The organism is Rhizobium leguminosarum (assembly GCF_001679785.1).
Taxonomy (GTDB): Bacteria; Pseudomonadota; Alphaproteobacteria; order Rhizobiales; family Rhizobiaceae; genus Rhizobium; species Rhizobium leguminosarum_R.
Genome location: NZ_CP016286.1, coordinates 2,628,051 through 2,641,287, shown reverse-complemented (window position 1 = coordinate 2,641,287; position 13,237 = coordinate 2,628,051). Strand labels below are relative to the sequence as shown.

Below are 13,237 nucleotides of genomic sequence, written 5' to 3'. Positions count from 1 at the left end.
TTCCAGGCAGGACTTTCGCCCGCCATTTTTGGAACCGGCTGACCGGAATATTAGCGTTCCCGGCGCGCAAATACTTAAGGACTTCCCATGCTCGCAAAATGCCCGAACGCGCTGAGAGTGCTGCGATTAAAGGATTTTGGCAAGCAAAAGTTTTTTAACGTGTCGTTCTGGGCACACCCCTGCCGATATCCAATTTGCGCAAAAACGCAAAATTTCCTTCGCCGATAGGGAATGATTAACGTTTTATATCGTCTGCAATATAAGTTCCGAGCAGATTTTCCCAAAAATGCAACGTGAACGCGTCTCCCGCATCCGATAAATTTTTTTTCCGATGGGTGACTCACCCATATTTGGACGCGTGTTCACGTGGCTGGCTGGCGTCGGCGGGTCAATCCCGGCACGAGTTCGACCACAAGCATAGCGATAAACATTAGCGCGCAACCTGCATAACCTGTTACCGGCATCGTTTCGCCGAGCAGCAGGGCTGCAAGCGAGGCGCCGAAGAGCGCTTCGGAAGAAAGAAAGATCGCGGCCTGCGAGGGCGTCGTGTAGCGCTGGCCGATCACCTGCAGCACGAAAGCCACGCCCGAGGAGAAGATGCCGACATAAAGGATCTCCGGCGCCGCGGCCTGTATTGCCGAAAGGCTGACTGGTTCGACGGCTGCGGCAACGGCCAGCGCACAGACTGCGGTGACGGCAAATTGCGTGGCGGAGAGTGCGAGCGGTCTTCCGGTCTCGGAAACGGTCGTGCCGGCAAGGGTGATCTGAATCGCCCAGAAGACGGCACAGACGACGGTCAGCAGATCGCCAGGTGTCAGCGCCGAGAGATGGCCGCCGGAGAGGAGATAGATGCCGGTGACCGCCATCAGCGCCCCCGGCCAGATGATCCAATGCGGGGCACGGCGCAGGAAGAACACGGCGATCAGCGGCACGAAAACGACGTAGAGGCCGGTGATGAAGCTGGAATTCGTCACCGTCGTCGTCTGCAGTCCGACCTGCTGCGTGGCTGCGCCGCCGAAAAGGGCCAGGCCGATCAGGATGTAGAGCTTCGCATGGCGCGCGCTGGTCTTCTCCTTTGCCTTGCGCGCTTCAAAAAGGACAAAAGGCAGCACGGCCAGGGTGGCGACGGCAAAACGCAGGCCGATGAACCAGAAGGGGCCGATCGCCTTCATCGCCGTCGACTGCGCGACGAAGCCGCCGCCCCAGATGGCAGCTGCAAGCAATAGGAGGAGGTTCGCCTGAACGCGCGTCATGTCGTCCTCGATGGGAAGGAGCTGTGCCCGAGCGGTTAGCAGTTGCGTTTGCTTTCGGCAAGGGTGAAGACTTCGTGCCGGTTGACGGAGGTGAAGACGTGCGACGCGAGGAACGGAAGCCGGCCGGCGATGCGGCGGTAGCTGGGACAGCAGGCTATTCCGGCACGCCGCTCGTCAGGAAACTCGGCCTCGCACAGGGGCAGGCAGCCGCTCTTCTCGGCATTCCCGAATCGATCGGCGACATCAATGGTTTCGACGGTTTTGCTTCGGTCGTCCACACGCTTCCCGAGACGCCTCAACGTGCATTCGACTATGTGCATCTGTTTACGACGGAACGTGCGGCGCTGGAGGCCATCGCGCCCGCGCTATTTTGTGTCCTGAGACCGGACGGTATGGTTTGGATCTCCTGGCCGAAGAAGAGTTCACGGGTTTCGACCGATATCACCGAGGACGTGCTGCGGGATGTTCTGCTCCCAACCGGTCTGGTCGACGTCAAGGTCTGCGCCGTCGACGAGATCTGGTCCGGGTTGAAATTCGTCATCCGCAAGGAACTGCGCGGCGCGTTGTGACGTCTCAGCCGTTACGGGCTTGGGCTCTCGAGATCCTGAGCAATGCGCCGTTGTCCTCGTCCGTCACCATCAGCAGCGCGCCGTCGGGGGCGACGACGACGTCGCGGATGCGGCCGTATTCGCCTTTGAACAGGCGCTCCTCGGCGACGAAGGCGCCGGTTTCGTCACGCTGCATGCGCGAGAGCAACTGGAACTTCAGCGCCGCGACGAGGAAATTGCCGTCCCATTCCGGGAACATGGCGCCGCGATAGACGATGAGGGCGCCAGGCGCGATCGAAGGATCCCAATAATGCAGCGGCTGTTCCAGCCCTTTCTTGGCCGTCCCTTCGCCGATCTCAGAGCCTGAATAATTGCGGCCATAACTGATGATCGGCCAGCCGTAATTCTTGCCGGCCTCGGGCTGGTTGATCTCGTCGCCGCCGCGTGCGCCGTGTTCGACGGTATAGAGCTTGCCATCCTTGGCGTCGAAGGTGATGCCCTGCGGGTTGCGGTGGCCTTTCGACCAGATTTCCGGCAGCGCCTTGCCGCCGTCCTTGAACGGATTGCCGGCAGGGATGCTGCCATCGGCATTGATGTGGATGATCGAGCCGGCATCGTCCTGCCAGTTCTGCGAGCGGTCGCGGTTGCCGCGATCGCCGACGCTGATGAACAGGGTACCGTCACCTGATATCGCGATGCGCGAGCCGTACTGGATATTGCCTGACGTGAAGCGCCGCATGCTGAAGATAGGCGTCACGGCGTCGAGTGTCTTCTCGTCAGTGGAAAGCGTGGCGCTGAAGGCTTCGGTGCCGGAGCCCTGGCTGTTGGCGATGGCGGCGGTGAAATAGAGCTTGCGAGATGTCGCAAAGTCCGGAGCGAGCGCCACGTCCATCAGGCCGCCCTGGCCGCGGGCGCTGACTTTGGGCACGCCGCCGATCGGCTCGGAGACTTTGCCGTCGCGGACGATGCGTATGCGGCCAGGCCGCTCGGTGATGAGATAGGCGCCATCGGGCAACACCTCGACCGCCCAGGGATGTTCGAGGCCGTCGGCGAGCTTGTCGACACGGACGGCGAGATCCTGCGTGTTGATGGTATCGGCTGCATCCGCCGATACGGTGCCGAGCAGGACCAGCGCTGCGGCGAAATGGAAGGCGGACATTCTCTTCATCTTGCATCCCCGTCGTCTATCCAGGCTGAACGTGGAGCGGGCAGGGGAGAGCTTCAACCTTATTCGGTCTGCAATAACGGCTTTGTGTTCGGCGGCTGAACCGAGCCCGTTGCCTGGTCGTCGACCAATTCTGCCTCAAGGATGTAGCGCAGTGGCCCGCGTTCGGTGGCATTGAAGGGCCAGCAGGTGGTCAGAACCAGGCGGTGGCCCTCGGAGGAGGGATCGATGCCGTTGGCATCCCACGGGGCGATGCGGCCCTCGCCGGCCTTGAAGGTCAATAGTTTGCCGTCGCGGCGAGTGACCTCGATCGTATCGCCGGGCCTTATATATTGCAGCCAGCGGAAATGCGTGTCGCGATGGGCGGCGATGACGGAGGTGCCTTCCTCGCCCGGTTGCGGCGTGTTGGCGAGCCAGGCCGGACCGAAGGCCAGAGCCTCGCCAGAGGCGCCGGAAAGCACGATAGCCTCCTTGCCGAGGCGCGGGGCGCGCACCTTGGCCTCCGTGGTGAAATCCGCCCAGGGCCAGGGTTTTGTCTCTTTCCCCTGCAGCTCCGCGGCGAAGGCGCGTTTCAGCAGGATTTGGGAGAGCTCCGCTTTCGCCTTCAGCAGGAAACCGTCGCCGATCAGCGCCAAGCCATAAAAGGCAAGGCCGGCGATGGCAAAGGCGATTGCCTTTTCGATTGAGGAAAGACGCCAGAGGAAGAAACCCTTCCGCTGGCGCGGCTTCGGCATGTCGTGGGCCGTGGCGGCGGCCATGGCGAGTTCCAGATAGGTCGGAAGCGGCTCGAATTCGGCCGCTTCCTCGTTCGGGCTTGCAGAGAGCCTAGATGTTTAGTCCCGGCATTTGATGGATAGGATCGATGATGAATCGATCTGGCTCGGAAGTCCACCTTTTGCAGATGAACTCGTAGGGGGTGAGGCCCTTTAGTGTCTTGAGCCTGCGCCCAAAATTGTAGGCGTCGATGAAGTCGGCGAGATGCTTTTTCAGTTGTGCGTGATCGTCGTAGTGGAAGCGCTTGACAGTCGCTTCCTTGATCGTCCGGTTCATCCGCTCGACCTGCCCATTGGTCCATGGGTGCTTAACCTTTGTCAGGCGATGCTCGATCTCGTATTCCTCACAGACTCGGTCGAAGATGTGCTGGAAGGCATTTTGGTCACAGGCCCGGTTGGTGAACTGGATGCCATTATCGGTCAGGATAGTATGGATGGTGTAGGGCACCGCCGCGATCAGGTTGCGCAGGAACTGGGCGGCATTCATCTTGCCAGCTTTGGCATAGAGCTCAGCGAAGGCGAACTTGGACGTGCGATCAATCGCCACGAAGAGATAGAGCTTGCCCTCAGCCGTCTGCACCTCGGCAATATCGACGTGGAAGTAGCCGATCGGGTAGCTTTTGAACTTTTTCTTCGGTTCTTTGTCGCCTTTCACTTCCGGCAGGCGTGAAATGCCGTGGCGCTGCAGACACCTGTGCAGGGACGAACGTGTCAGATGCGGGATCGTCGGTTGAAGGGCATAGAGGCAGTCATCAAGAGGCAGCAATGTATGCCTGCGAAAGGCGACGATGACGGCTTCTTCTTCAAGGGAGAGGATTGTCGAATGCGGGTCCTTCGGGCCTGTCGGAAGATCGGCCAATGATGTCCGTCTCTTCCATTTGGCTATTGTCTTCTGATTGACCCCATACCGCTTTGAAAGCGCTCTCAGGCTCTCTTCACTATTTTGTATTGCTCGACGGATTGCCTCTGTCGTTGTGGCGCTCCCGTGTAGAACCTGGCCCATAGTGCCTCCCTCCATTCTAAGGAAAATAATGCACCATCAAATGCCGGGACTAAACACCTAGAGACCATTGCGCTTGGCTCCGACCGCAATAATGCGCTTGAGGCGCCGCCGCCAGACGGCCAGCCCGCTTGCCGCCGTCAGCGCCAGGAACAGCATGGTCAGCCCGCGGATGATCTGCTCGTCAGCACGCGTCGCCGTCTGCGGCAGGTTCACGGTCGAGCTCTTCTGCGCGATCATGGTGGCCGCCTTGGCAGTCGGGGCTGCGGCCATCATGTTTGCGATCTCAGGCGATGCGGCGAGATCCTGTGTTTCGGCTGCAGCCTGCTCCGGTCCGGCGTTTTCTGCCGGCGCAGCCGAGCCATGGCGTTCTGCGCCGCCAAGAGGGGCAGCGTTTTCGCCGAAGACTTTATCGAAATCCCAGCCATCCGGCAGGTTGAGCGGCAGCTTGGCCGAGCCGAGCGGCTGATCGGCCGGGCGCGACGGGGTGACATCGACGGCAACCAAGCTGGTGAGGCGGGAGACGAGATGGTGGGCGAGCGCCACCGTCTCGATATCCTTGTCGAGCGCGGCCGGATCCTGACGCTCATAGGCACGGGCCTCGAAATCGTCGATCTTGCGGCGTGCCCAGAGCTTGGAAATGCCGCTGCCGTCGGCGGCATTGGCGATATCCATCTCGACGCGCCAGGGCTGGTCGCCTGTCTTGCCGATGATCTGCAGCTTGCCGGCGGGCTTCGCCTCAGGCAGCTCCGCGGTCAGCACGACGGGCTCGCCGCTGTAGAGGTCCGGCATCGGGTTCGGCGTGATATTCTCGGCTTCGATGCCTTCGAATGTCGCGGCGATATCGGTCATGGCTGGGTTCTGCAGCTTGGCGAAAAGCTCGCCCATGCGGCTTGCCACCTGGTCGGTCGAGCCGATCGCCGTGAAGGTGCCGCGGCCGATCTCGGCGGCCTTGGTCATGAAATAGGTGTTCGGCGCCGAGCCGATGCCGACGGTAAAGACACGGGCATCGCCGCGGTTTGTGGTGATTTCCTGGAAGAGCTGCCGTTCGTTGCCGATCGCGCCATCCGTCAGGAACACGACCTGGCGCAATGCGCCGCTTGCGACCGGTCCCTGGTTGCGCAGCGCAGCCTGCAAGGCAGGCAGCATTTCCGTGCCGCCGTCAGCGGTCAGTCCTCTGACATAGGCGATCGCCTTTTCGCGATTGTCAGGGGTCGCAGCAACGAGACCCTTGAAATAGTCGGTCATCGTATCGTCGAAACGGATGACGTTGAAGCGGTCGTCGGGGTTCAGCTTGGAGATGGCAAGCGCCAGGCTCTGCCTCGCCTGCTCGATCGACGGGCCGGACATGGAGCCGGAATTGTCGATGACAAAGACCACCTCGCGTTTTGCCGGCGGCGTTACCGCGTCCGGGGCCGTGGGCGGGGTGACGAAGGCGAGCACGTAGGTCTTACCATCAATCACTTCGCGGAAGAGGCCGGCACTCGGCATCTTTCCGGGAGCGGCCTTCCAGGTGAGCTCGAAATCCTTGTCGGCGGGAACGGTGTCCGCCTTCAGGCTGATCGTCCTCGCCTGGTCGCCGTCCTGGCTGATATCGACCGCGTGGAAGGACGATTTGACGTCGCCGAGCGGGAAACCGGCCTTGAGGTCGACAGTCAGCGAAACCGGATTGATCCTGGCGTTCTCACGCGGATCGAGCACGGGGGCTTCGATCTTGTCGCGGTTTTCCACCGGGTCACGCGGCGTGGCGAAACCGGCACCATTGTTGAACTCGACAGTCTGGACGATCGGCGCCGGATTGTAGCGCGGAGCGACGACCATCGGGAAGCGCAGCGAGAACTCGTCGCCCGACTGGTGGATGGTCTGCTGGTATTCGATCTGGACGACGATGGTTTCGCCGGGACCGATATTGGCGACCTGGTTGGTGAAGATGTTCGGCCGCTGCTGCTCGAGCAACGCCGTCTTCTTGCCCTCGGCCTTGGCCTGCTCGTAGATCTCGCGGGCTTCCTGGCGCGGCTTGATCAGGCCTTCGATGAAGCGTTCGCCGATCTGCATTTTCAGCGCGTCGACGGCGGAATTGTCCGGCAGCGGAAAGACGTAGGTGCCTTCGACCCAACCCTGGCTCGGATTCTGGAAGCGCTGCGTCACCTTCACCCTGGCGATCGGGCCGGAGACATCGATGGCGACATCGGTTTTCAGCCGCGGCGCTTCGACATAGAAGCCCGGCTCCTTCGAAGGAAAGAGCAGCGAGCCGCTATTGACGTCGTTCGGCCGGACAAGCGCTGCGAGCTGGGCGGATGCCTGCGGCGTCTCGGCAGCGCGGGCGGCAGAGGCAAGCCCCAGGATCGCGGCGATGCAGGCGGCAAAGGCGGTGACGGCAACAAGGACTGAAACGGATATTCGGCGCGCACGAATGCGCCCTATGGCAAACTCATCTTCCAGAAACATTGGCATACCCTCAATAACCAATTTCGGATGCCGGATGATGCGGCTTCGATCTCGGCGCGCTCGCGACCGAATTGCGGCGTGGCGCAGCATTTGTTGCGGCTTATTCGTGGCAATGGCCGAATTCGACGATGCCACTGATTTCAGGGGATAAATCCGGGTGACTTCAGAGATTGATTCAAGATCTTCGCATGGCGTTTCGACCGCGTGACGCAAGCCTCTCCGAGGGGATGGCGTGCCGGGCGGGTGGCGCGGCGAACCGATCAATAAGAATCATGCCACCATGACGCCTTTCCGCTTGAAATGCCGTCATACATTGGACATAGAGCTAACCGCAGAACTCCGGTCCCGGCTTTCTGCCCGTTTCAACCATTAGGACCGTTATCATGGCTTTCCTTGCCGATGCTCTTTCCCGTGTGAAGCCTTCAGCCACCATCGCCGTCTCCCAGAAAGCGCGCGAGCTGAAAGCAAAAGGACGTGACGTCATCGGCCTCGGCGCGGGTGAACCGGATTTCGATACGCCTGATAATATCAAGACGGCCGCCATCGACGCGATCAACCGCGGCGAGACGAAATACACGCCGGTTTCCGGTATCCCGGAACTGCGCAAGGCGATCGCTGCCAAGTTCAAGCGCGAGAACGGCCTCGACTATTCCTGGGAGCAGACGATCGTCGGCACCGGCGGCAAGCAGATCCTTTTCAACGCCTTCATGGCGACGCTGAACCCCGGCGACGAAGTCGTCATCCCGGCGCCTTACTGGGTTTCCTATCCTGAGATGGTGGCGCTGTGCGGCGGCACGCCGGTTTTCGTTTCTGCCACCCAGGAGCATAACTTCAAGCTCCAGGCCGCCGATCTCGAAAAGGCGATCACGCCGAAGACCAAGTGGTTCATCTTCAACTCGCCGTCCAACCCGACGGGGGCGGCCTATACGCAGGACGAACTGAAGGCGCTGACGGATGTGCTGATGAAGCATCCGCAGGTCTGGGTGCTGACCGACGACATGTACGAGCACCTGACCTATGGCGACTTCAAGTTCGTCACGCCTGTCGAGGTCGAGCCGAAGCTCTACGACCGCACGCTGACGATGAACGGCGTCTCCAAGGCCTATGCGATGACCGGCTGGCGTATCGGCTATGCGGCCGGTCCGATCCAGCTCATCAAGGCCATGGACATGATCCAGGGTCAGCAGACCTCGGGTGCGACGTCGATCGCCCAGTGGGCGGCTGTCGAAGCGCTGAACGGCACGCAGGACTTCATCCCTGCAAACAAGAAGATTTTCGAAGGCCGTCGCGATCTCGTTGTTTCCATGCTGAACCAGGCCAAGGGCATTTTCTGCCCGGTGCCGGAAGGCGCCTTCTATGTCTATCCGTCCTGCGCCGGCCTAATCGGCAAGACGGCTCCGTCGGGCAAGGTGATCGAGACGGACGAGGATTTCGTTTCCGAGCTCCTGGAAACGGAAGGCGTTGCCGTCGTTCACGGTTCGGCCTTCGGTCTCGGCCCGAACTTCCGCATCTCCTACGCGACATCGGAAGAGCTGCTCGAGGAAGCCTGCCGCCGTATCCAGCGCTTCTGCGGCGCCTGCAAGTAAGCGGGTTTTCAAAAACACCGATCGAAGGCCTGCTGGCAACGGCGGGCCTTTTTTGTTGGCGGCGTTGACGATGTGGCTGCATGTGGCTACATTTAGCTGCATGAAGACCGTTTCGATCCGCGATGCGAAGAACCGCCTGACCGAGCTTGCCCGCGAGGTCGAGGAAGGCGAGACCATTGTCGTGACGCGCAACGGCCGGCCGGTGTTCGATCTCGTGCCTCATCAAAAACGCGGCGGTTTGAACCTGGAGGCCGGCGAAGCCTATCTTCGTTCCAAGGGTATCACGCGCACGGAGATGTATATCGCCGACGACTTCGACGATCCTTTGCCGGAAGATTTTCTTCTCAAGCCGCTGCCGTGATCATGCGTCTGCTGCTTGACACGCACATGGTGATTGCAATTGCCCAGAAGAAACTGGCGGAGCGTTTTCCGCGTGTCGAGCAGGTGCTTTCGGACGGTGCCGCCATCGGATTCGTCAGCGTCGCCAGCCTCTGGGAAATTGCCATCAAGACAAGGCTTGGAAAATTGCAGCCCGGATTGCCCCTCGAGACCATTCCCGTTTATCTCGGGGAGACCGGGCTGACGATCCTGCCCATCGATATCGCGCACGTCATCACCGCCGCCGACCCCGAGCCGGAGACGCGCGATCCCTTCGATCGCTTGCTGCTTGCGCAATGCAAGGTCGAGGGGCTGCAGCTTGCGACAGTCGACCGGCTGCTCGTTGATCATCCATTGGCGCTGCGGCTCTAAGTTCACGTTCCGATTCAATGTGCTCCTCATCTGAATCCGCTTTACCTCGCGTCGTTGAATTCCGATTCAAAACGTGACGCAGAGAGACTGTCAGGCGGGTGATCTGCGGTTGCGGGTTGGCATCAAACCAACTAGATATCCGGCATCAGTTTAAGTCGCCGCTTCGGGAGGCCGGGATTTTGCAGCAGAGTGCCGTGATCGTCTGTTCGGATGTCAACATGCTGCCGGCGGCCTGCTGCACCCTGCTTTCCGTCAAGCGCAAGCTCTCAGATTCCACCGTGGAGTTCCTGCTTCTCGGCATCGACCTCGAGCCGAACGAGATCGCCGAGGTCGGAAATTTCGCGCGGCTGCACGGCATGGCAATCAAGGTGCTACCCTACAATACGCCGGATACGCTGCAGGCGCGCGGCCGCTGGTCGGGCGCGACGCTGGCGCGGCTCTACATGGATCTGCACATTCCCGATCATGTCGAGCGGCTGCTTTATCTCGATGCCGATGTGCTTGCGGTTGCGCCGGTCGACGACCTCTTCGACATGGATTTGCAGGGCAAGGTGCTTGCCGCCATAGACGATTATGTTATGGCCTTTCCCGAGAAGGCCGGCGCACGGCAGCGAAAGATCGGCATGCGCGAGGGCGGCCACTATTTCAATGCCGGCGTTCTGCTGTTCGACTGGTCGGCCTGCCGGGCGAGGGGGCTTTTTGCCAGGACACGGGAGATATTCGAGGAGCGATCGCATCTTTTCGAGAATAACGACCAGGATGCGCTGAACGTCACTTTCGATGGCGACTGGCTGGTGCTCGATCCTCGCTGGAACACGCAGACCGGCCTCCTGCCTTTCGTCGGCCAGCCGGCGATCATCCATTTCACCGGCCGGAAAAAGCCGTGGCAGGCGACTGTGCCGTGGGTGCATCGCCGGATGGCGAAGCGTTATGCAGAGGATCTCGCCAATACGCCGTGGGCTTCCTTCTGCAGGCAGCCATCGATGACGGGCCGGATCGCGGGGTTCGTTTCGCATTTGGGAAAGCGGATCGGCGGGCTGGCGCGGCTGGCACGGACACGCGCTTATTTCAGCAACAGCTAGTGGGACGGCAGAGCGCATCGTCCTTGGAAAGTGCATGTGAGCCGATATGGAAGCAATCCCCAGCGACACGCAGACCATGCCCGCCCCGGATAGCGGCTTCAATTTTCTGACGCCGGATGCGTGGAAAGCGCTGTTGTCGCACTATTCCCACGTCGTGCTGGTGGCAAACAGCGAGGCCGTCGATTTCAAACGGCTGCGAAGCGAATTGCCGGAGACGGCGCTCTACGTCTTCTTCAACAATGTCTATAAGGTGCTCGACGAGCCCTTCGCCGGCCATGCGGTGCTATTTGCCCGCAGCGGCGTAATGGGAGCCAATATCGTCCACCGGCGCGAGGCGGCGGATGTCCTGCGCTTCTTTGCCGGCGACGATTTTTTGGGCGTCGTCAACATTCGCGTCTCCCCGGAGGAAAACTTCAGCGAGGAGGGCAGCTTCGAAGGCGCTGAAACCCGCCATCTTGATCTGACGAAAATGCTCGTCGACGTCTATCCGGTGGGCAAGATCGCGACGAGTGGTTTTGCGGTGGCGCTGTGGCTCGCCGAGCTGCAACTGCCGGGCAAGATCCTGCTTGCCGGTTTTTCGGCGAAGAGGAGCGAGAAGTGGAAGGTCTTTGACGTGCACGACTGGACGTTCGAGCAGATTTTCCTGCGTCTCTTTGCACGGATGGGTACGATCTCGATGATGGGCGGCGTGGATGCCAGCCCCTATGCTGCACTTGCCAGACGGTTTCCACAGGTGCCGCCGATCGAAATCGCGATGACGGCGGCCGAAGTCCTGTCGGAGCGGCTCCACAACGCAAACAGCCAGATCGACAGGCTCATGTCCGTCACCAAATCCATCCGCGCCATCGAGGGTTTCTTCCGGCGCTTCAAGCCGAAAACCCGCAAGCAGCGTTTTCTCGAAAAGTCGAAGGAATGACTGTCGAAAGCTCTCCTCAAAAGGCGGGCTGTCAGGCTGCTCTATGATTTGACGTTACGCGTGCGGATCACTGCTGTTCGTTCCCCTGTTAGAAAGACGAAGCCATCAAAGGCCCAGCGCCGTCAGCATGACGAAGGTGGCGAAGAGGATGAAATGCGTCATGCCCTCGATCGCGTTGGTCTCGCCGTCGTTGAGGTTGATCGCGGCGGCAATCAGCGTGATCGCCACCATCACCGTCTGTACGGGGGTCATCGCCATGATGAAGGGCTGGCCGGTATAGAGCGCGATCGCCTCCATGACGGGCACCGTCAGGATGACCGTCGACAGCGAGGCGCCCATGGCGATGTTGACCGTCGCCTGCATGCGGTTCCTCAGCGCCGCCCTCAACGCGGTCAGGATCTCGGGGGCGGCCGAAATCGCCGCGACGACGACGGCGGTCACGGCGATCGGCGCGCCGCTGTCGCGCAGGCCTTCCGCCATGAAGGTCGCCATGAATTCCGCGAGCAGGCCGATAATGACGACGCCGGCGAGAATGGTGGCGATCGAGATCGCGGCCGGTGCGTCGTGGTCATCCTCATGCGGACTTTCTTTCTTCCGTTCGGAGCGCGGATAGCTGTAGCTGAAGAAATAGCTGTGCTGGCCAACCTGCATTCGCAGGAAGAGGCCATAAAGCGCGATCATCGCGACGATGGTGAAGGCGGAATAATAGTGCCATTTGTCGCTCGGCACGAATTCCGGCACGATCATTGAAATGCCCATGGCGGTCAGGATCATCACGCCGTAGGTCTTGCCGGAATTGTCGTTGTAGGGCTGTTCGCCGTGCTTAAGGCCGCCGAGCAGGGCGGCTAAGCCGAGAATGCCATTGATATCGAGCATCAGGGCAGAATAGATCGTGTCGCGCACCAGCGTCGGCGAGCTTTCGCCGCTCATCATGATGGCGAGGATGATGACTTCGACGGCGACGGCCGAGAGCGTCAGGATCATCGTGCCATAGGGATCGCCGACCTTGACGGCGAGCAGCTCGGCATGATGGGCAACGCGGATGGAAGCGAGTACGATGGTGCCGACGAGGGCAGCTGCGGCAATCAGCGCGACGCCGCGCCCCATCTCGATCACTGCATGTTCGAAGAAATAGGCGATCGCTGCAACGACAAGTGCGGCGACCAGAAACTTTTCCTCTTTAAAGCGTGACGCAATCCCCAAGCCTCAGCTCCTGTCTCGATTTATGCGCTCTATCTAAGTCGCTGATTTCGCATATCAAGCAAGTCCTGGTCGAGTGCGATTTGCAGTCTTCGGCGTTTAATGGAATACTGAGCGTCATCGGGGCCGGAAAGCAGATCGCGGCGTCCTCGAATTCTCGTCAAGCGGCCGCGATGATCCGGATCTTTTCCGGAAGCGTGCGAATGCGCAACAAGAAGATGAGGAGACGGATGCATGATCAAGGTGGTCTACGAAGTCGTGCCGCATGACGGCGGCTGGGCCTACAGGCTGGGGGGTGTCTATTCCGAGGCATTCCCGACCCATGCCGAGGCGCTCGAAGCTGCGCGCATCGTCGCGGCCGAACAGCAGGTCGGCGGCGATTCCGCCGAGATCAGTTGGCAGGACGAGAACGGCAAGTGGCATGAGGAATATGCTGAGGGCGGCGACCGGCCGGAAACCGAGGTGGTGGATGGCCTGTGGAAGGATCGCAGCGCCGGGGCCTCGCAAGGCATCTGA

Annotated in this window: 13 protein-coding genes; 7 read left to right on the top strand and 6 right to left on the bottom strand. The window is 60.7% G+C overall.

Going from position 1 to position 13,237, the window contains the following annotated elements; genetic code table 11:
- Nucleotides 1-362: 362 nt before the first annotated feature.
- Nucleotides 363-1,253, bottom strand: a complete 891-nt coding sequence (locus BA011_RS13200) for a DMT family transporter (protein ID WP_065280801.1) — start codon at nucleotides 1,251-1,253, stop codon at nucleotides 363-365.
- Nucleotides 1,254-1,351: 98 nt separating this feature from the next.
- Here BA011_RS13200 and BA011_RS13195 point away from each other — a divergent pair, with 98 nt between their 5' ends.
- Complete coding sequence (locus tag BA011_RS13195; protein ID WP_065282528.1) at nucleotides 1,352-1,822, top strand: DUF3052 domain-containing protein; 471 nt, start codon at nucleotides 1,352-1,354, stop codon at nucleotides 1,820-1,822.
- A gap of 4 nt (nucleotides 1,823-1,826) precedes the next feature.
- Here the strand turns inward: BA011_RS13195 and BA011_RS13190 are convergent, their stop codons facing one another.
- The 4 genes from BA011_RS13190 to BA011_RS13175 all read right to left on the bottom strand — a co-directional run bounded on the left by BA011_RS13190 (nucleotide 1,827) and on the right by BA011_RS13175 (nucleotide 7,187).
- A complete protein-coding gene (locus BA011_RS13190) occupies nucleotides 1,827-2,969 on the bottom strand; it encodes a PQQ-dependent sugar dehydrogenase (protein WP_065280800.1) in 1,143 nt (380 codons plus the stop codon).
- Nucleotides 2,970-3,028: 59 nt separating this feature from the next.
- Nucleotides 3,029-3,724, bottom strand: coding sequence for a class GN sortase (locus tag BA011_RS13185; RefSeq protein ID WP_065280799.1), 696 nt, complete (start codon nucleotides 3,722-3,724; stop codon nucleotides 3,029-3,031).
- 67 nt (nucleotides 3,725-3,791) lie between these two features.
- Complete coding sequence (locus BA011_RS13180; RefSeq protein WP_072637808.1) at nucleotides 3,792-4,742, bottom strand: IS481 family transposase; 951 nt, start codon at nucleotides 4,740-4,742, stop codon at nucleotides 3,792-3,794.
- Nucleotides 4,743-4,799: 57 nt separating this feature from the next.
- A complete protein-coding gene (locus tag BA011_RS13175; RefSeq protein ID WP_065280798.1) occupies nucleotides 4,800-7,187 on the bottom strand; it encodes a marine proteobacterial sortase target protein in 2,388 nt (795 codons plus the stop codon).
- Nucleotides 7,188-7,570: 383 nt separating this feature from the next.
- Between BA011_RS13175 and BA011_RS13170 the strand changes: the two genes are divergently transcribed.
- The 5 genes from BA011_RS13170 to BA011_RS13150 all read left to right on the top strand — a co-directional run bounded on the left by BA011_RS13170 (nucleotide 7,571) and on the right by BA011_RS13150 (nucleotide 11,521).
- Nucleotides 7,571-8,773, top strand: coding sequence for a pyridoxal phosphate-dependent aminotransferase (locus BA011_RS13170; RefSeq protein WP_065280797.1), 1,203 nt, complete (start codon nucleotides 7,571-7,573; stop codon nucleotides 8,771-8,773).
- Nucleotides 8,774-8,873: 100 nt separating this feature from the next.
- A complete protein-coding gene (locus tag BA011_RS13165) occupies nucleotides 8,874-9,134 on the top strand; it encodes a type II toxin-antitoxin system Phd/YefM family antitoxin (RefSeq protein WP_011652922.1) in 261 nt (86 codons plus the stop codon).
- A gap of 2 nt (nucleotides 9,135-9,136) precedes the next feature.
- Nucleotides 9,137-9,523 carry a type II toxin-antitoxin system VapC family toxin gene (locus tag BA011_RS13160; protein ID WP_064247780.1) on the top strand — a complete coding sequence of 129 codons (387 nt, stop codon included), beginning with the start codon at nucleotides 9,137-9,139 and terminating at the stop codon, nucleotides 9,521-9,523.
- Between the two features lie 98 nt (nucleotides 9,524-9,621).
- Nucleotides 9,622-10,605, top strand: a complete 984-nt coding sequence (locus BA011_RS13155; RefSeq protein ID WP_065280796.1) for a glycosyltransferase family 8 protein — start codon at nucleotides 9,622-9,624, stop codon at nucleotides 10,603-10,605.
- Between the two features lie 46 nt (nucleotides 10,606-10,651).
- On the top strand, nucleotides 10,652-11,521 hold the full coding sequence (locus BA011_RS13150) for a 3-deoxy-manno-octulosonate cytidylyltransferase (protein WP_065280795.1): 870 nt from the start codon (nucleotides 10,652-10,654) through the stop codon (nucleotides 11,519-11,521).
- A 105-nt stretch (nucleotides 11,522-11,626) separates the two neighbouring features.
- Here BA011_RS13150 and BA011_RS13145 read toward each other — a convergent pair whose 3' ends face one another.
- On the bottom strand, nucleotides 11,627-12,724 hold the full coding sequence (locus tag BA011_RS13145; RefSeq protein ID WP_065280794.1) for a calcium:proton antiporter: 1,098 nt from the start codon (nucleotides 12,722-12,724) through the stop codon (nucleotides 11,627-11,629).
- Nucleotides 12,725-12,955: 231 nt separating this feature from the next.
- On the opposite strand from BA011_RS13145, the gene BA011_RS13140 reads away from it, so the two are divergent.
- Nucleotides 12,956-13,237, top strand: a complete 282-nt coding sequence (locus BA011_RS13140) for a DUF2188 domain-containing protein (RefSeq protein WP_065280793.1) — start codon at nucleotides 12,956-12,958, stop codon at nucleotides 13,235-13,237.

Coding starts and splice junctions, on each gene's coding strand:
- BA011_RS13190 (WP_065280800.1), bottom strand. CDS start 2,969: ATGAAGAGAATGTCCGCCTTCCATTTCGCCGCAGCGCTGGTCCTGCTC.
- BA011_RS13200 (WP_065280801.1), bottom strand. CDS start 1,253: ATGACGCGCGTTCAGGCGAACCTCCTCCTATTGCTTGCAGCTGCCATC.
- BA011_RS13175 (WP_065280798.1), bottom strand. CDS start 7,187: ATGTTTCTGGAAGATGAGTTTGCCATAGGGCGCATTCGTGCGCGCCGA.
- BA011_RS13170 (WP_065280797.1), top strand. CDS start 7,571: ATGGCTTTCCTTGCCGATGCTCTTTCCCGTGTGAAGCCTTCAGCCACC.
- BA011_RS13140 (WP_065280793.1), top strand. CDS start 12,956: ATGATCAAGGTGGTCTACGAAGTCGTGCCGCATGACGGCGGCTGGGCC.
- BA011_RS13180 (WP_072637808.1), bottom strand. CDS start 4,742: ATGGGCCAGGTTCTACACGGGAGCGCCACAACGACAGAGGCAATCCGT.
- BA011_RS13150 (WP_065280795.1), top strand. CDS start 10,652: ATGGAAGCAATCCCCAGCGACACGCAGACCATGCCCGCCCCGGATAGC.
- BA011_RS13160 (WP_064247780.1), top strand. CDS start 9,137: ATGCGTCTGCTGCTTGACACGCACATGGTGATTGCAATTGCCCAGAAG.
- BA011_RS13185 (WP_065280799.1), bottom strand. CDS start 3,724: ATGGCCGCCGCCACGGCCCACGACATGCCGAAGCCGCGCCAGCGGAAG.
- BA011_RS13165 (WP_011652922.1), top strand. CDS start 8,874: ATGAAGACCGTTTCGATCCGCGATGCGAAGAACCGCCTGACCGAGCTT.